Raw genomic sequence first — 19009 nt, forward strand, 5'->3', positions numbered from 1 at the left:
TCTGATGGCACAGCGGTTTATATGACTCAAGATATTGGTACGGCTATTCAACGTGTTAAAGATTTTCCTGATGTTGGCGGTATGGTTTATACGGTCGGCAATGAGCAGGAATACCATTTTCAGGTGTTGTTTTTAATTATCAAAAAACTCGGTTTTGAATGGGCGAAAAACCTGTTCCATTTAAGTTATGGGATGGTCGATTTGCCTTCTGGGAAAATGAAAAGTAGAGAAGGTACCGTAGTTGATGCCGATGAATTGATGTTAGAAATGACACAAACGGCCAGAGAAATTTCTGAGGAGTTGGGCAAACTTGAAGGTTATTCCGATGATGAAAAGGAAGCGCTTTACAAATCCATAGGTTTGGGTGCTTTAAAATATTATATTCTAAAGGTCGATCCAAAAAAACGAATTTTATTTGATCCAAAGGAATCCATCGATTTTCAAGGAAATACAGGATCATTTATTCAATATACGTATGCCCGAATTCAATCGATCTTAAGAAAAGCCGATCTAAATGTTCCTTTTGATAAAACGCTTATTGAGCTTCATGAAAAAGAAAAGGAACTGATCAAACAACTAGAGCTTTTTCCTGAAATAATTCAAAACGCAGCCGATAATCATAGTCCGGCTTTAATAGCAAATTATACGTATGATTTGGTGAAGGAATTCAATTCTTTTTATCAAAATGTGTCAATTCTTGGTGCAGAGAATGATAATGAAAAGGCGTTCAGGGTAGCGTTGTCAAATAAAGTTGGTGTAACTATTAAAAATGCATTTGGTTTATTAGGAATTGATGTCCCTGAGCGTATGTAATTTATTACCGTTTTAGGTTTTATAAATAGATATCAAATATGTAAATTTGCGACTCAAAATTTAATTCTTGCGGTTTTAGCGCTGCAAACACAAGACTCAAAAGATATGTTTAATAATTTAAGTGAAAAGTTAGATAAAGCCTTACATGTTCTTAAAGGACATGGAAGTATTACGGAAGTCAACGTTGCCGAGACTTTGAAAGAAGTGCGAAGAGCGTTGTTGGATGCGGACGTTAACTTTAAGATCGCTAGGGATTTTACCAATACCGTTAAGGAAAAAGCATTAGGCCAAAATGTATTGACCACTTTGCAACCTGGACAGTTGATGGTAAAGTTGGTTAAAGATGAATTAACTGAACTTATGGGCGGTGATGCCGAAGGACTTAATCTTTCTGGCAATCCGAGTGTTATTTTGATGTCTGGTTTACAAGGTTCTGGTAAAACGACGTTTTCTGGAAAATTAGCCAACTTTCTTAAAAACAAAAAAACAAAAAAACCATTATTGGTAGCTTGTGACGTGTACCGCCCGGCTGCCGTTGATCAGCTTCATGTTGTAGGAGAGCAAATCAATGTTGATGTTTTTAGTGATCGTGGTAATACGGATCCGGTGGCTATTGCCAAAGCAGGTATTGCCTATGCCAAAGCCAACGGTCATAACGTTGTGATTATTGATACCGCCGGTCGTTTGGCAGTAGATGAAGCGATGATGACCGAAATTTCCAACATCCATAAAGCCATTCAGCCACAAGAAACTTTGTTTGTGGTAGATGCCATGACGGGTCAGGACGCCGTTAATACAGCAAAAGCGTTTAACGATGTTTTAAATTTTGATGGGGTTATCCTTACCAAATTAGATGGTGATACCCGAGGTGGTGCGGCTATTTCGATTAAATCAGTCGTCAATAAGCCCATTAAGTTTATTGGTACCGGTGAGAAAATGGAAGCTATTGATATCTTCTATCCATCGCGTATGGCCGATCGTATTTTGGGGATGGGTGACGTTGTTTCGCTGGTTGAACGTGCTCAAGAGCAGTTTGACGAAGAGGAAGCACGTAAACTTCAAAAGAAAATTGCAAAAAACCAATTTGGCTTTGATGATTTCTTGAAACAAATTCAGCAAATCAAGAAAATGGGGAACATGAAGGACCTTATCGGGATGATTCCTGGAGCAGGAAAGATGATGAAAGATATTGACATTGATGATAATGCCTTTAAAGGTATTGAAGCGATCATCCATTCTATGACGCCATTGGAAAGAACAAATCCGTCGGTTATTAATGCCAGTAGAAAAAAACGTATTGGTAAAGGCTCAGGAACTTCTGTACAAGAGGTCAATCAGTTGCTCAAACAATTTGACCAAATGAGCAAAATGATGAAAATGATGCAAGGGGGTAAAGGGAAAGCCATGATGCAGGCGATGAAGAATATGAGATAAAAGTCTGGGTTTTCAATTTTAGTTGAAAATTAGGATAAGATAAATAAAGAATTTGCGTTTTTGCGCGAAAATGATTTGTGTATTTGCGGTAAATTAAACTAACAAGAATATGATACTACTGGACGGTAAAAAAGTAAGCAACGATATTAAGAATGAAATTGCTGAACAGGTAAAAAAAATGAAAGCTAATGGCGAAAAAGTACCGCACCTTGCAGCGATTATTGTGGGTAGTGATGGTGCAAGTTTGACCTATGTAGCAAGTAAGGTAAAAGCATGTGAAGCTGTCGGGTTTGATTCTACCATGGTGCGTTTGTCCAGTACGACCAGTGAAGTTGAATTGTTGGATAAGATTAATGAATTAAACAACAACCCAGATATTGATGGGTTTATTATCCAGTTGCCATTACCCGAACAAATAGACACTCAAAAAGTACTTTTAGCGGTTGATCCAAATAAGGATGTGGATGGTTTTCATCCGATGAACTTTGGACGAATGGCCTTAGATATGTCCACGTTTATTCCAGCAACCCCTTTTGGGATTTTGGAATTGTTAGAGCGGTATGACGTTGATACCCAAGGAAAACATACGGTGGTTATTGGCCGTAGCCATATTGTTGGCCGTCCGATGAGTATTTTGATGGGAAGAAAAGGATTTCCCGGAAACTCGACCGTTACATTAACGCACAGTCATACTAAGAACATTACACAAATTACGTCTCAGGCTGATATTATTATTTCCGCACTTGGCGTTCCAAATTTCTTAAAAGCAGAAATGGTTAAAGATGACGCCGTGGTTATTGATGTTGGTATCACAAGAGTTGCGGACGATTCTACCGAAAAAGGGTATCGTATAACTGGTGATGTGGATTTTGAAAATGTCAGCAAAAAAGCAAGTTATATTACGCCGGTTCCCGGAGGTGTTGGACCGATGACCATTGCCATGTTACTTAAAAATACGTTGTTGGCGAGAGAGCGTCAAAATAAATAAAAACCAAAAAAATACTATTTGGTTTTTCTATTAGATCTTCGGGACGAAGTTTTTGCTTGCGCAACTTCTTGTTTCTTAGAATCTGCCAAAAGTGCATTCAAATCCTCAAATTCCTCGGCTGTCAATTCACGATGCGTTCCTATTGGCATATCCAATTTGATATTCATGATTCGAATACGCTTTAAGGTTTGGACTTCGTAGTTCAGATACTCACACATTCTTCGGATTTGTCGGTTGAGACCTTGCGTCAAAATAATCCGAAATTCATAAGTGCCTAGTTTTTCAACTACACATTTTTTTGAAATGCGATCTAAAACAGGAACGCCGTTGGACATGCGTTCAATAAAAGTTTGTGAAATAGGTTTGTCAACCGTCACAATATATTCCTTTTCATTATTATTGGTGGCTCTCAATATCTTATTGACAATGTCGCCGTCGTCGGTCAAAAGAATTAATCCTTCACTAGGTTTATCAAGCCGCCCAATAGGAAAAATGCGCTTCGGATAGTTAATAAAATCAATGATATTGTCTTTTTCAACGCGTGTATCTGTAGTGCAAACTATGCCAACTGGTTTATTGAATGCCAAGTACACAAAACCTTCTTTTGAATCTTTAATAGGTTTTCCATCTACATGAACCACATCTTTTTCTGAGATTTTTGTTCCCATTTCTGGAATCTTTCCATTGATGGTAACACGACCTGCTTCAATAAGTTTGTCGGCCTCGCGTCGTGAGCAATAGCCAACCTCGCTTAAAAATTTGTTGATTCGTTTGAGATTTTCTTCCATGCCACAAAGATAACAGTTTTATGAGTTAATAAACGTGTAAATATGTTCGGTAACCGATGGGTGATTTAAGGAATGCCCCAAACCTTTTGTGGTGATAAGTTGGCTGTTTTTAAAACTGTTATTTATAAGAAGTGCATCGTTATAAGGAATGATGCGATCGTTTTTATCATGGATTAGTAAACCTTCGGACGCTGAGGATTCCAAAAATTTAGCCGTTGAGAAGGTGTCTGCCGAGTTTCCAAAACGGGTTTCAATAGTGCGGTTCAATTCTGAAATGACGCGTTTATTATAGCTTAGCATATCTGTGTAACGCTTCATAACATCTTTAAATTCTGAAGGAGATCCCAACAGGATCATCTTTTTTAATTTGACAGGTTGGTATTTGCTTTGGAATAATGCACAGGCCATACCGCCCACAGAATGCCCAATAAGAATATCAGGAGAAAAACGTTGGGCAGCAACATTTATAAATTCGGCATATAAAATCGCATTAAAAACGTCACTTCCTGATTGTCCATGAGCTGGCGCATCGAGCGCAATCATATCATAACCTTTGTTTTTCAAGGTTGTGATTAGGTTTTTCCATCGTGCCGAGTTACTTTCCCAACCATGCGCCAATAATATGGTTTGTTTGCTTCCAATCCATCTGTAGGTCATGATTGGATAGGTTTCATGATGAAGTTCTTCTTGTTGGGCAGTGTCTAAAAAACTGGATTGTTCTTCGCTTATTTTGCCGGCTCTTGGCGTCATAAACAAATGCATGGCTTTGTTGGCGGCTTTTGATTTTGAGAAATAGCTCAGGACGTTGATGTAGTTTCCAACCAGTTTGACAATGAGTTTTTTCATGGGTATTTTAACTTACAAGCTGATTTTTATGCTTGCTTATTTTATCAAAAATGATATTTTTTAATAGAGTTTGGAGTAATATGTAAGTGTTGGCTATTTAGTTCCAATGCACAAAGAAATACTTCACCTTAGCGTTGTCCGGAATTTGGGAAGTTTCGATGTTAAGGCTTCGGTCAAAACGTAAATTGGAAGGCAGCTCTGCTTTATCAATGGTAAATGAAGCATTAATTTCCTTTACGCTCACAACAATCGAATTGATGAGATTGTCAATTTTTGTAACCGTATAAGCATTGTCAATATCTTTAAAAGTACTCTTTATTGAAATGCCTTTCTCGGTTTTATAACGCGGATCTAAAATACGAACACTTGTAACGATAGCCGTTGAATCTGCTATTCTATCAGGAGAAAGAGTTAATAATGCCTTACCGTTTTTGTCAAAAATATCGATATTATTAATGCTTCTGGTAAACTCATCAGCGCCATTATAATCTGCAACGGAGTCCTTTTCAAAAATTAATTTTAAATCCTTGACTTGTGTGGAATCCGTTAAGTTTCCAATGTTTTGTTTTTGAATTAGAAAAGGATCTTGATTTTTTCCGCAACCGCTTAGTAATAATGAACCTATGGCAATGTAAGTAAGTGATTTTTGCATTTTGTATGTTAATTTAATTCCGTAAAATAAAATGTTGGCTATTAATTGTATGTTGAGTTTTAAGTAAATCCAGCTTACGGCCTATTGTTGATAAAGGTTTTTTAGAATGTATGTGCAACACTGTTTTTATATATTTATATTGATGCAACACTCTGTTTAATAGGGTTATAAATATGTTTTTATTGTGGTTTTTGTTTTGGAGTGTTTAAAAAATCCGTCCTTTCTGGCCATTAATTGGAAATTTTGCATAAAAATAGTATAATTTTAGGCAAGTTTAAAAGATAAAAAAATGAAAGTTACTTCTGTTTTAGCCGTTATTTTATTTACCGTATTTGTTTTGGGGTGCCAACAAAAATCTGATGCGCCCATTTTTTATAAATCGCATGAATCTTTGCGACAGGATGCACCGTTTAGCGATGTAGTTGAAAGTAATGGTTTGCTGTTTTTAAGTGGTCAATTAGGAATGGATCATAAAACCCGTCTTCTTGTTGAAGGTGGTATTGAGGCCGAAACTAAACAATGTATTGAAAATATTAAAGCGGTTCTGGAACATCACCAATCGTCTTTGGATAAGGTGGTCAAATGCACTGTTATTTTGAAAGATATCAATGATTTTGCTGCATTCAATAAAATTTATACCACCTATTTTCCTAATAAACCGGCACGTACTACGTTTGCAGCTGCAGGATTGGCTGCCAACGCAAGCATTGAAATTGAAGTGATCGCCTCAAAATAAATAGTGTTTTAAAACTTTGTTTGCAAGAACTTGTATGATAAGATTATGAAGTATCTTTGCACGCTATGACAAAAATTGAAAAACAAGAATTGGTAGATAAAGGCCTTATGTTGCCTTTGATGGAAGAGTTTTATACCATTCAGGGAGAGGGGTTTCATCAAGGAAAAGCCGCTTATTTTATACGGCTGGGCGGTTGCGACGTAGGCTGTCATTGGTGCGATGTCAAAGAAAGTTGGGATGCGGAATTGCATCCACCAACACGGGTTGATGCCATTGTTGAAAATGCGGTGCGTTACAGTAAAACCATGGTGATTACCGGTGGTGAACCTTTAATGTGGGATATGAATCCGTTGACTTCAAAACTAAAAGAAAAAGGCGTGCAAACGCACATCGAAACTTCAGGGGCGCATCCATTAACGGGTATTTGGGATTGGATTTGCTTATCGCCTAAAAAAATGAAATTGCCTACCGACGAAGTTTATAAAAAAGCCAACGAGCTAAAATGTATTATCTATAATAAAGACGATTTTAGATTTGCGGAAGAACAAGCCGCAAAAGTTAATGAAGACTGTATTTTGTTTTTACAACCCGAATGGAGTAAACGCGATAAGGTAATTCCTGAAATTGTGGATTATGTGATGGCTAATCCCAAATGGAAAGTCTCGTTGCAAACCCATAAGTATTTGAATATTCCATAAAAACAAAAAAAGAGTTTAGAACAGCTAAACTCTTTTTTTGTTTTTTTTTGTAATATTTCAAACAGGAATCAATTAGATACCAAATGGTACTTTTACTCTAACATCGCCCCATCCCATATACATATCCGCCCCAGTTTCAGATTCTTCAAAAACAATCGAAAATGCTTCCAAAATATCCTTGCTTTGTGTTGAAGGAACTTTGAGGCGTGCAACATCATGTTCTTCATTATAGGTGTAAGCGCCCCAAACATTAATATCAGAACTTAAAATAATAGTCCATTCTTTCTGACCTGGAATTGTAAATAAGGTATAGCTGCCCGGTTTGATCTTAACATTTCCAAACTTTACAGGCTTGTAAAATGTAATTTCGGTAGCTTCATTGGCGCCCGTTCTCCAAACTTCATCATGTGGAGCCAATTTAGTGACCTCTCTTCCTTTTAATTGAGGTCGACTATAAATAACCTTAATCGATTTTTCGGCAATTTTGTAATTGTTGGGAAAGGTTGCGGCATCCATAGGACTTGGATCTAAACCAGGAAATTTTTGCGCATTGGCAGTGTAGGACCAAGCTAATACTAAGGCTAATACTAAGGTTCTTAAAGTTGTTTTCATAAAATGCAATTTTTTTTATAGGATAAACTTAAGTATAAATTATCTTAAAATTATTATAATTTTTTTGTGAACGGCTAAAGTTTACAATTATTTAGAAAATCTTTAATTTTTAATAGTTGTTCTTTCTTATTTGCATAATTAATCTAAATATTATTATAATATGTAACCATTTAACTTCAATTGGTTTTCTAATCGAAATGAAGTTTACATCTTTGCCTAAGAATTATAATAAAAAGTATTACTAAAATATATCATTATGTGTGGAATTGTATGTGCGTTTGATTTAAAACAAAAAGCAGAAGATTTAAGACCTCAGTTATTGGAAATGTCTAAAATAATCCGTCATCGCGGACCGGATTGGAGTGGCGTTTTTAATAATGACAAAGCGATTATGACGCATGAGCGTTTGGCAATTGTTGATCCTGCTTCGGGAAAACAACCTTTGTTTAGTGAAGATAAAAAATTGGTTTTGGCTGCCAACGGCGAAATTTATAACCATAGGGCTTTAAGAAAACAATTTCCAGATTACAAGTTTCAAACTGAAAGTGATTGTGAAGTGATTTTGGCTTTATATCAAGAAAAAGGGGTCGATTTTATTGATGAAATGAACGGTATCTTCGGATTTGCCATTTATGATGTTGAAAAAGACGAATATTTTATTGCTCGCGATCACATGGGGATTATTCCATTATATATAGGTTGGGATCAAAACGGGACGTTTTATGTGGCTTCAGAATTGAAGGCACTGGAAGGTTATTGTACTAAAATCGAATTATTTCCTCCAGGACATTATATGAGTAGTAAGGATGGCGAGTTTGTAAAGTGGTACAATCGTGAATGGACAGAATTTGATGCCGTAAAGGATAACGAAACCAGTATCAAGGCTATTCGGGAAGCTTTGGAAGCCGCAGTTTACAGACAGTTGATGAGTGATGTGCCTTACGGTGTTTTGCTTTCCGGCGGATTGGATTCGTCGGTAACGTCTGCTATTGCCAAGAAATATGCCGACAGACGTATTGAAACGGATAATAAACAAGCTGCTTGGTATCCACAACTGCACAGTTTTTCGGTAGGCTTGGAAGGGTCGCCTGATTTGGCTGCTGCTCAAAAAGTTGCCGATCATATCGGGACGGTGCATCATGAAATAAAATTTACTATACAAGAAGGTTTGGATGCTTTAAGAGATGTTATTTATAACCTTGAAACTTATGATATCACCACTATTCGTGCCAGTACACCGATGTATTTGATGGCTCGTGTGATAAAATCAATGGGTATTAAAATGGTTCTTTCAGGCGAAGGTGCAGACGAATTGTTTGGTGGTTATCTCTATTTTCATAAAGCGCCAAATGCGAAGGAGTTTCATGATGAAACGGTTCGAAAACTGAGTAAATTGCACATGTATGATTGCTTGCGTGCCAATAAAAGTTTGGCAGCTTGGGGGATTGAAGGCCGTACACCGTTTTTGGATAAAGAATTTATGGATGTGGCCATGCGCATTAATCCACAAGACAAGATGATCAATGGTGAGCGTATGGAAAAATGGGTGGTTCGAAAAGCTTTTGAAGATATGCTGCCCGAAAGCATCGTTTGGAGACAAAAGGAGCAGTTTAGTGATGGCGTCGGTTATAGTTGGATTGATACCTTAAAAATCATGGTTGATAATGAAGTGACTGATGAGCAGTTGGCCAATGCCAAGTATAAATTCCCATTGCAAACACCAACAAGTAAGGAAGAGTTCTATTACCGCTCCATTTTTGCAGAGTATTTTCCGAGTGATACGGCAGCATTATGCGTGCCCCAAGAAGCGTCAGTGGCCTGCAGCACCAAAATAGCTTTAGAGTGGGACGAGAGTTTTAAAAATATGAACGATCCAAGTGGCCGCGCTGTAGCAAAAGTCCACTCTGATGCTTATGTAAAAGCATAAAACAGTAAATTACATTTGATTTTTTAACACCAAAATCCCGTCTTAGCGGGATTTTGGTGTTTTTGACCTTTTATGAAGATGTTAAAATTTATAAATATGTGTTTTAAGCTGCTTTTTAGGCGATTTAAGCCGCTTTCACGTAACTAACAAATGTTGATAATTTTGAGGGTTAAGTGGTGAAAAACTTTCAAAACGCCTCATAATTTTGTATCTTTGTAGGTATTCAAAATGATACGCAAGTGTCATTTTTTTTATGACTTTATGTTATTTTATGTACATAAAGTCTATTCGAAAAATAAGAACAAAAAATTAAGAATAAACACTATTATGAAAGAAGAGTTTAATAAGGATAATTATTCGGCGGATAGTATACAGGCATTAGAAGGCATGGAGCACGTTCGTTTGCGTCCGTCGATGTATATTGGAGATACCGGAACGAGAGGTTTGCACCATTTGGTTTATGAGGTGGTGGACAACTCCATTGATGAGGCCATGGCAGGGCATTGTAATAATATTACCGTAATAATTAACGAGGATAATTCGATTACTACTGAAGATGATGGTCGTGGTATTCCTATCGATTTGCACAAAAAAGAAGGTGTATCTGCATTAGAGGTTGTTATGACCAAGATTGGTGCCGGTGGAAAATTCGATAAAGATTCATATAAGGTTTCTGGAGGATTGCACGGTGTTGGTGTGAGTTGTGTGAACGCATTATCCGATCATTTAAAAGCAGTAGTTTATAGAAATGGTGAGATTTGGGAGCAGGAGTATGAAAAAGGAAAACCAATGTATCCTGTTAAGAAAGTGGGTGAAACCGATAAAAGAGGAACATCCATCACGTTTAAACCAGATGCCACTATTTTTACCCATTCGGTTGAATATAGCTATGATACTTTAGCGAGTAGAATGCGTGAGCTTGCTTATTTAAATAAAGGAATTACCATTCACTTAATTGATAAGCGCAACAAAAAAGAAGATGGGACTTTTGAGGGTGAAACATTCCATTCAGAAGAAGGTTTAAAGGAATTCATCAAGTTTTTGGATGGAAACCGTGAGCCGTTAACCCGTGAGGTGATTGCTTTTGAAGGCGAGAAAAACGGCGTTCCGGTTGAGGTTGCCATGATTTACAACACAAGTTATGCAGAAAATTTACACTCGTACGTCAACAATATTAATACGCACGAAGGCGGAACGCATTTATCTGGATTTAGACGTGGTTTAACGCATACGCTTAAAAAATATGCCGATGATTCTGGATTGCTCAAAAACCTAAAATTTGAAATTGCAGGTGATGATTTCCGTGAAGGATTAACCGCTATTATTTCGGTAAAAGTTCAAGAGCCACAATTTGAGGGACAGACAAAAACCAAACTTGGAAACAGAGAGGTTTCGGCCTCTGTAAGTCAAGCGGTTTCTGAAATGTTGACCAATTATTTGGAAGAAAATCCAGAAGATGCAAAGGTGATTGTGCAGAAAGTTATTCTTGCGGCACAAGCGCGTCATGCGGCCCAAAAAGCCCGAGAATTGGTACAGCGAAAAACTGTGATGAGTATTGGTGGACTGCCCGGGAAACTGAGTGATTGTTCTGAGCAGGATCCTTCAAAATGTGAAGTATTTTTAGTGGAGGGCGATTCGGCAGGTGGAACTGCAAAACAAGGTCGTGACAGAGCGTTTCAAGCTATTTTGCCATTGCGAGGTAAAATTCTGAATGTTGAAAAAGCCATGACCCACCGTGTTTTTGAAAACGAAGAAATCAAGAATATTTTTACAGCTTTGGGCGTTACCATCGGTACCGAAGAAGACAGTAAGGCGCTTAACCTTTCAAAATTACGTTACCATAAAGTGGTCATCATGTGTGACGCGGATATTGATGGTAGTCATATTGCTACTTTAATTTTGACCTTCTTCTTTAGATATATGAAGGAACTGATTGAAAATGGCCATATTTATATCGCCACGCCTCCATTATATTTAATCAAAAAAGGACAACGTAAAGAGTATGCCTGGAGTGATAAGGAACGTGATGAAATTTCGGAGCAATTTGGTGGAAATGTTGGTATCCAACGTTATAAAGGTCTTGGAGAGATGAATGCCGAGCAACTTTGGGATACTACAATGAACCCAGAGTTTAGAACTTTACGTCAGGTTCAAATTGATAATGGCGGTGAGGCCGATCGTATTTTCTCTATGTTGATGGGCGATGAAGTGCCACCTCGTAGAGAATTTATCGAGAAAAATGCAGTATATGCAAAAATTGATGCCTAAGAATAATATCAGTTTTATATTCAAAAAACACCGGGATTCCGGTGTTTTTTTATGGCTATTTTCAATAAGAAAGATGAAATTTAGAAGCTTATTGTTTTTGAATTAATAGCACAAATCATTTTATGAATGTCTCTTTAACGATTTTTGTTAATAGATAAGTATATTATTTGTTGAAATTGAAAACTATATTGGAAATCTTGGGCTTTCTTTATAAAAAAACAATTTAATTCGTAATTTTGTAGTCATTCTAAATTTGAAGTTTCACATTAAAAAATACATATAATTATGAAAGTTACAGTAGTTGGAGCAGGAGCCGTAGGGGCAAGCTGTGCAGAATATATTGCCATCAAGAATTTTGCGAGCGAAGTTGTTCTATTGGATATTAAAGAAGGTTTTGCAGAAGGTAAAGCCATGGATTTAATGCAAACGGCATCCTTAAACGGTTTTGACACAAAAATAACAGGAGTTACTAATGATTACGCTAAAACTGCTGAAAGTGATGTTTGTGTGATTACTTCTGGTATTCCTCGTAAACCGGGAATGACCCGCGAAGAACTAATCGGTATCAATGCTGGTATTGTAAAAGAGGTGTCTTCAAATTTAATTAAGTATTCGCCAAATACTATTGTTATCGTGGTGAGCAATCCTATGGATACCATGGCTTATTTGGTTCATAAATCAACAAACCTTCCAAAAAACAGAATCATCGGAATGGGCGGTGCATTAGATTCTGCACGTTTCAAATACCGATTGGCAGAAGCTCTTGGTGCTCCAATAAGCGATGTTGACGGCATGGTTATTGGTGGCCATAGTGATACCGGTATGATTCCATTAACGCGTTTGGCAACCAGAAACAGTGTACCAGTATCTGAGTTCTTGTTAGAAGAGCGTTTGAGCCAAGTTTTAGAAGATACCAAAGTTGGTGGAGCCACTCTTACCAAATTGTTAGGTACTTCGGCATGGTATGCGCCGGGTGCAGCCGTTAGCAGCATGGTTCAAGCCATTGCATGCGACCAAAAGAAAATGTTCCCATGTTCGGTATTATTGGATGGTGAATACGGTTTAAAAGATATTTGTCTTGGTGTTCCTGTAATTTTAGGTAAAAATGGTATTGAAACGATTGTAGAAATTGACCTAAATGATGCCGAAAAAGCCAATATGAATGAAAGTGCAGATGCAGTTAGAGTGGTAAACAATTTATTGTAATCTATAAACACACTTACAGGTGTTTTAAATTTCAGTGCCTAAAGTTGAAGTATTTAATCACAAGTTTAGGCACTTTTTATATCAACTAGAAACTAATAAAACATGAGAAAAATAATATTTTTACTAGTCTGTGTGTTCAGTATTTCAATGAACGCACAACAGCAAATTGATGAAGGCGTCGTCATTTCAAAACAAACCATGTCTAGTGATAATGAGCAGGTAAATGCACAATTGGCCATGATGGGCAATATGATTTCGACCACTTATTTTAAGAACGACAAAACACGTTCAGAAACCAGTAATCCAATGACAGGAACTACAGTATTTATTGCTAATAATACCTCAAAAAAATCTATGGTATTAATGGATAATGCCATGATTGGTAAAAAATATATGGAGGCTGATATTTCACCATCAAAGGAAGATTTGGAGAATATGAAAATTGTGAAAACCAATGAAAAAAAGACGGTTTTGGGCTATGAGTGCCAACGGTATAATGTGACGATGGCAAAGGATGGAGCAGATATGACCATGGCCATTTATACTACCAACAAATTAAAAGCAATTTCTCAGCAAACGGCGTCATTTGGCAAAGATTTTGAAGGTTTTCCGTTGTACATGGATATCAGTATTTTGCAACAAGGTATGGCATTAAATATGGTGATTGAAGTGACCGAAATTAAAGCAGAAAAAGTATCCGATGACAAATTCAGTTTGACACCACCAGAAGGTTATTCAAAAGTTGATAATCTTCCAGGTATGTAAGCTGACTTTAATATGACCATAATACTTTAAGACTCTAGATAATCCCGATAACAATCGGGATTATTTTTTATATATTTGCCGACCAATTGTCCATAGAATTTACTTTTTGAATTTGCTGATCGCTGTCAAAATAAACTAAACCCGTTGAAAATCTTTAAAGAAATAAAAATACAATCCAAATTGTACTTTAGTGCAGCACTCATTTTTGTAGCTGTATTGGGGAGTATTTTAGGTCAACATCAAATAACATTGCCTAATCAGGAAATTGTTTTGCAGTTTGCCAATGAGGATGTTTCTTTGAATGATACACAACAAACTGTGGCAATTGTTGAGCAAGAATTAAAGCGCATAGGTGTTTCTTCCATTCATGTTGGCGAGCAGGAAGATGGCAGGTTAGTTATCAGTTATTACAGTACGACCGATGTTAAAAACATCAAAAAATTACTGTCTGCCCAAAAAGACCTCGCTCTAGGATTTATATCTTCCACAAAAAATGAAATTCCATTACCTATTCCAACAAAAGATACGTCTATAGTTTATCAGCTTGATGTTTATGAAATTAAGGATGGACAAAATTCATATTCAAGTTTAGGAGGCCAATGTGCTGTTGAACTAAAAACAGCAAAACAAAGGTTTTTAAATCCTAATCTTTTTATAGCGTCACAAGAACCTTTTTTTGGTGGTGGTGAACCTATCTTAAAAGTAGATTTCAGTTTTCAGAGATCTATTGGCATTGTAAAAGATTACCGATCACATAAAATTCCGGAAGTCAGGGCAGGTCCTTTGTCTTAAAGGGATTTTTAAAGACCAATAAATTTTTATTCTTCCCATTTTTACAATCAAAAATGTATAGATAAAAGCTAAAAAGTGAATCCCTCGTTGGGTAAAACTATAGAAGCTTTAAGCTGTCCAACTTAATCATAAAAAACAATTGTCAAATGGTCTGTAAATTTTATATTTGCGCACCCAAAACTTTGGGTAAGTTTGACTTAAAAAAATAAAATAATGCAAAACAAAGGATTAGTAAAGCTGTTTGCTGTGTTATTTGGATTGGTAAGTATTTATCAATTATCATTTACATTCAAGGCTAACCAAATTGAAGATCGTGCCGAAAAGTTTGCGGCACTTAAATCTAATGACCCTGTACAACGCGCTGCAGATGAAGCAAGTTATTTGGATTCCATATCAAATCTTAACGTATTTAATATGGGGATCGCAAATTATACCTACAATGAGGTCAAAGACAAAGCGATGAATTTAGGTCTCGACCTTAAAGGTGGGATCAACGTTATTCTCGAAATTTCTGTTAAAGACCTTTTAAAAGGTTTGGCAAACAATAGTAAAGATCCTGTATTCAATAAAGCGTTAGATGATGCCACCGAGCTTCAAAAAACAAGTCAAAACGCTTATGTTGATGACTTCTTTATTGCTTTCGATAAAATAAAGGGCAATCAAAAACTGGCATCTCCCGAAATTTTCGCCAACAGATCATTAAGCGAAGAAATTAATATTGATATGTCAGATCGTGCTGTTCAGCCGATTATCAGAAAAAAAGTGGATGAATCTATCGTTTCTGCTTTTGAAGTATTGCGCAAACGTATTGATAAATTTGGGGTGACGTCTCCAAACATCCAACGATTGGGCAACACCGGGCGAATTCTAGTAGAGCTTCCGGGTGCAAAAGATGTAGAACGTATCAAAAACCTATTGCAAAGTACTGCGCAATTAGAGTTTTGGGATGTTTATAGAGGTGAGGAATTCCTTCCGTTTTTAGCGCAAGCCAATGAAGCTTTAAAGCCTTTAGTTAGTAAAACTGCCAAAACTGAAATCGCGGAAACCGAAATTGTAACCGATACCATTGATGATGCCGATAGTAAAATTAGAGAACTGACTGGTGTTATTTCAGAAACAGATTCTACCGAAGTTGGTGAAAACCCAATCTTTGATTTATTGAGAGGTTATGGATCTGGTGGCCCTGTAGTAGCTACTTTTGAAGCTAAAGATAAAGACTTGGTAATGTCCTATTTAAATATGCCACAAGTAAGATCTTTGTTACCAGCCGATCAGCGCTATGTGAAATTTGCTTGGGGTATTCAGGCAAAAAACAGTGAGTACATCGATTTATATGCTATCAAAGGAAACAGAGACAATACACCAGAATTGAGTGGTGCTGTTATTACGGATGCAAGCCAGCAATATACCCAAAGGAACCAACCTTCGGTAAGTATGCAAATGAACAGTAAAGGAGCGAAAATCTGGGAAGAAATGACCGGAAGAGCTTATGCGCAGCAAAGTCAAATTGCCATTGTACTTGATGATATAGTATATTCTGCACCGGGCGTGACAACAGGACCTATTTCTGGAGGAAATTCTGAAATATCAGGGTCGTTTACACTTAACGAAGCGATTGACTTGGCAAACGTATTAAGAGCAGGAAAACTACCAGCTAAAGCTGATATTGTACAAGCTGACGAAGTAGGTGCATCTTTAGGCCAAGAAGCTATCCAAAGTGGAACGTCTTCATTCTTAATTGCATTGGCATTAGTGTTAACATGGATGACCGTTTATTATGGTAAAGGAGGTTTGTTTGCAGATATAGCCTTGGTTCTTAATATCTTATTGATATTTGGTGTGCTTGCTGGATTGGGCGCCGTACTGACCCTTCCAGGTTTAGCGGGAATTGTTTTAACCATTGGTATGTCGGTGGATGCGAACGTTATTATCTTTGAAAGGATTAAAGAGGAATTAGCAAAGGGCAAGAGCCAAATTGAAGCTGTAAAAGATGGTTTTAGTAATGCATTGTCATCAATTTTGGATGCAAACATCACTACTTTATTAATTGCAATTATCTTATTTGTATTTGGTACAGGTCCAATCAAAGGATTTGCGACAACCTTAATCATTGGTATTATCACCTCTTTATTTACCGCAATTTTCATTACAAGATTGTGTGTAGATTGGTATATTGGCAAAGGCAATAAATTGACATTTACAACAGCTGTTTCAAAAGGGCTTTTCCAAAATATGAACATTGATTTTATGGGCAAAAGAAAAGTTGCTTATATTGTTTCGACTGCATTAGTTGTCCTGAGTTTGTTTTCGTTGTTTACCAAAGGTCTAGATCAAGGAATTGATTTTGTAGGAGGAAGAACCTATCAAGTGCGTTTTGCCCAGGAAGTTAATCCGGAAGAAGTTAAAGCCGATGTTTTAGAAACTTTTGGAAGTGCGGAGGTTAAAACCATCGGATCTTCCCATCAGTTAAAAATATCTACTAAGTATATGGTAGATAATACGAGCTCAGAAGTTGATGAGCAAGTACAATTTGAACTTTTTGAAACTTTAGCCAAATACCTTCCTAAAGGAATGACTTATGAAGATTTTAAAACAGGTTCAGGTGAACAGAAAATTGGCCAAATGTTCTCCAGTAAGGTAAGTCCAACCATTGCAGATGATATCAAAAAGGAATCTTTATGGGCTGTTTTAGGATCTTTGGTGGTGATGTTCTTGTATATCCTATTGCGTTTTAGAAGATGGCAATTCTCTTTTGGAGCGGTTGTGGCCTTAACGCACGACGTTATTGTTGTATTGGGCGTGTTCTCAATTGCTTATACATTTATGCCGTTTTCAATGGAGCTGGATCAGGCATTTATTGCTGCGATCCTAACGGTGATTGGTTATTCATTGAATGACACCGTTATTGTTTTTGATAGAATTAGAGAGACTATTACAGAACGTGGCGGTTTTGATGGCAAGCGCAATGTTAACTATGCAATCAATAATACAATTGGTCGAACCTTGAACACATCGTTAACCACGTTAATCGTTCTAATGGCAATGTTCTTATTAGGTGCAGATTCATTAAGAGGGATGTTGTTTGCTATTATTATGGGGATTGTTGTAGGGACATACTCATCAATATTTTTAGCGTCGCCAATAATGTACGATACTTCTAAAAATAAAGAAGATGCTGTTGTCGAACAGTAAAAGTACTAGGTTTTAGTAAAACTGTTTATAAATAAAAAAGCCGTCTCAATAGTCAAAATTGAGACGGTTTTTTATTTTTTAATCGTAAACGATGTTGAATAGTTATAGTCAGGTTTTTAGGGCTACTTGGTTACGAAAATAGATAAAATAATCACCTATAATATTTGTAAAAAAGAATATCCTAAAGTAGGAAACCTCTGTAATTAGTTGTAAATTGCGCCCTCAAAACAGCCGGTCCATTAACTCAGCTGGTTCAGAGTGTCACGTCGACAACGTGGAAGTCACTGGTTCGAATCCAGTATGGACCACCGGAATAAAATCCTGATGCAAGCGCATCAGGATTTTTGTTTTTATAGTGGTTTTGTTTTTTTCTATGTAAAATTAAAAACCCGATAATAAAAGTCATTTCAACATCATTTGATTACGTTGTTAAAATAGAATTCCAAGTTTCAGAAAAATAAAAAAGCCCAAGTTTATTGTAACTCGGGCTTTTTTATAGGATTCAGCTAATTTAGATATTAGCCGTTCATTGACAATAAAAATTCTTCATTGTTTCTAGTCTTTTTAAATCGGTCGTTGATGAATTCCATAGCTTCCACAGGATTCATGTCCGAAAGATATTTGCGCATCACCCACATGCGTTGAATGGTAGTTTCATCCAACAATAAATCATCTCTACGTGTACTTGAAGAGGTTAAATCGATAGCCGGGAAAATACGACGGTTAGAGATTTTTCTATCCAATTGCAACTCCATATTACCGGTTCCTTTAAATTCTTCAAAAATTACTTCATCCATTTTAGAGCCCGTTTCGGTCAATGCCGTGGCGATAATGGTAAGCGATCCTCCATTTTCTATATTACGCGCAGCTCCAAAAAAGCGTTTTGGTTTGTGAAGTGCATTGGCATCAACACCACCACTCAATATCTTTCCAGAGGCTGGCTGCACAGTGTTATAGGCACGTGCCAAACGTGTAATGGAATCCAAAAGGATCACGACGTCATGACCACATTCTACCAGTCGTTTTGCTTTTTCCAAAACAATATTTGCAATTTTTACGTGTTCGTGCGCTTCCTTATCAAAAGTTGAGGCGATAACTTCTCCTCTAACGTTTCGTTGCATATCGGTAACCTCTTCTGGACGTTCGTCAATCAACAAAATCATTTGATAAACTTCCGGATGGTTAGCAGCAATAGCATTGGCAACATCCTTTAAAAGCATGGTTTTACCCGTTTTGGGTTGCGAAACGATCATGCCACGTTGTCCTTTTCCAATCGGCGAAAACAAATCCAT

The 19009-nt window shown here is 36.9% G+C and carries 16 protein-coding genes and 1 tRNA gene; 12 read left to right on the forward strand and 5 right to left on the reverse strand.

Translation table 11 applies throughout. The annotated features are described in order from the left end of the window. The 3 genes from argS to VNJ50_RS10685 all read left to right on the forward strand — a co-directional run. On the forward strand, positions 1–813 hold an 813-nt coding region (argS, locus tag VNJ50_RS10675; RefSeq protein WP_325581698.1), incomplete at its 5' end, for an arginine--tRNA ligase. Between the two features lie 105 nt (positions 814–918). Then, the gene (gene ffh / locus VNJ50_RS10680) at positions 919–2247 is read left to right on the forward strand and encodes a signal recognition particle protein (protein ID WP_325581700.1); all 1329 of its coding nucleotides are present in this window, start codon (positions 919–921) and stop codon (positions 2245–2247) included. A 109-nt stretch (positions 2248–2356) separates the two neighbouring features. Further along, positions 2357–3235, forward strand: coding sequence for a bifunctional 5,10-methylenetetrahydrofolate dehydrogenase/5,10-methenyltetrahydrofolate cyclohydrolase (locus VNJ50_RS10685; RefSeq protein WP_325581702.1), 879 nt, complete (start codon positions 2357–2359; stop codon positions 3233–3235). A 14-nt stretch (positions 3236–3249) separates the two neighbouring features. Here the strand turns inward: VNJ50_RS10685 and rluF are convergent, their stop codons facing one another. The 3 genes from rluF to VNJ50_RS10700 all read right to left on the reverse strand — a co-directional run bounded on the left by rluF (position 3250) and on the right by VNJ50_RS10700 (position 5521). Next, a complete protein-coding gene (gene rluF / locus VNJ50_RS10690; RefSeq protein WP_325581704.1) occupies positions 3250–4023 on the reverse strand; it encodes a 23S rRNA pseudouridine(2604) synthase RluF in 774 nt (257 codons plus the stop codon). Between the two features lie 18 nt (positions 4024–4041). Next, positions 4042–4869: an alpha/beta hydrolase gene (locus VNJ50_RS10695; protein WP_325581706.1), complete on the reverse strand. Its 828-nt coding sequence runs from the start codon at positions 4867–4869 to the stop codon at positions 4042–4044. 97 nt (positions 4870–4966) lie between these two features. Then, a complete protein-coding gene (locus tag VNJ50_RS10700; protein WP_325581708.1) occupies positions 4967–5521 on the reverse strand; it encodes a hypothetical protein in 555 nt (184 codons plus the stop codon). 289 nt (positions 5522–5810) lie between these two features. On the opposite strand from VNJ50_RS10700, the gene VNJ50_RS10705 reads away from it, so the two are divergent. Then, the gene (locus VNJ50_RS10705; protein WP_325581710.1) at positions 5811–6257 is read left to right on the forward strand and encodes a Rid family detoxifying hydrolase; all 447 of its coding nucleotides are present in this window, start codon (positions 5811–5813) and stop codon (positions 6255–6257) included. 65 nt (positions 6258–6322) lie between these two features. After that, complete coding sequence (locus tag VNJ50_RS10710; RefSeq protein WP_325581712.1) at positions 6323–6955, forward strand: 7-carboxy-7-deazaguanine synthase QueE; 633 nt, start codon at positions 6323–6325, stop codon at positions 6953–6955. Between the two features lie 72 nt (positions 6956–7027). Here the strand turns inward: VNJ50_RS10710 and VNJ50_RS10715 are convergent, their stop codons facing one another. Beyond that, positions 7028–7567: a DUF2911 domain-containing protein gene (locus VNJ50_RS10715; protein WP_325581714.1), complete on the reverse strand. Its 540-nt coding sequence runs from the start codon at positions 7565–7567 to the stop codon at positions 7028–7030. A gap of 256 nt (positions 7568–7823) precedes the next feature. On the opposite strand from VNJ50_RS10715, the gene asnB reads away from it, so the two are divergent. From asnB to VNJ50_RS10750, 7 genes are all read left to right on the forward strand, one after another. Beyond that, positions 7824–9494, forward strand: a complete 1671-nt coding sequence (gene asnB, locus VNJ50_RS10720; RefSeq protein ID WP_325581716.1) for an asparagine synthase B — start codon at positions 7824–7826, stop codon at positions 9492–9494. Positions 9495–9821: 327 nt separating this feature from the next. After that, positions 9822–11762, forward strand: coding sequence for a DNA topoisomerase (ATP-hydrolyzing) subunit B (gene gyrB / locus VNJ50_RS10725; protein ID WP_325581718.1), 1941 nt, complete (start codon positions 9822–9824; stop codon positions 11760–11762). Between the two features lie 285 nt (positions 11763–12047). Next, entirely contained in the window at positions 12048–12968 is a 921-nt protein-coding gene (gene mdh / locus VNJ50_RS10730; RefSeq protein ID WP_325581720.1) for a malate dehydrogenase, read from the forward strand. 102 nt (positions 12969–13070) lie between these two features. Next, positions 13071–13733: a DUF4412 domain-containing protein gene (locus VNJ50_RS10735; protein WP_325581722.1), complete on the forward strand. Its 663-nt coding sequence runs from the start codon at positions 13071–13073 to the stop codon at positions 13731–13733. 144 nt (positions 13734–13877) lie between these two features. Beyond that, the gene (locus VNJ50_RS10740; RefSeq protein ID WP_325581724.1) at positions 13878–14525 is read left to right on the forward strand and encodes a hypothetical protein; all 648 of its coding nucleotides are present in this window, start codon (positions 13878–13880) and stop codon (positions 14523–14525) included. 213 nt (positions 14526–14738) lie between these two features. Further along, positions 14739–17717 (forward strand): protein translocase subunit SecDF, encoded by a 2979-nt coding sequence (secDF, locus tag VNJ50_RS10745; protein ID WP_325581726.1) that lies wholly within the window; start codon positions 14739–14741, stop codon positions 17715–17717. A gap of 233 nt (positions 17718–17950) precedes the next feature. Then, positions 17951–18025: transfer RNA gene (locus VNJ50_RS10750), tRNA-Val, on the forward strand. Positions 18026–18235: 210 nt separating this feature from the next. On the opposite strand, the gene rho is transcribed toward VNJ50_RS10750, so the two are convergent. Then, the coding region (gene rho, locus VNJ50_RS10755) for a transcription termination factor Rho (RefSeq protein WP_325581728.1) at positions 18236–19009 on the reverse strand (774 nt) is incomplete at its 5' end.

The sequence above is a fragment of the Gelidibacter sp. genome (genome assembly GCF_035577925.1).
Taxonomy (GTDB): Bacteria; Bacteroidota; Bacteroidia; order Flavobacteriales; family Flavobacteriaceae; genus Gelidibacter.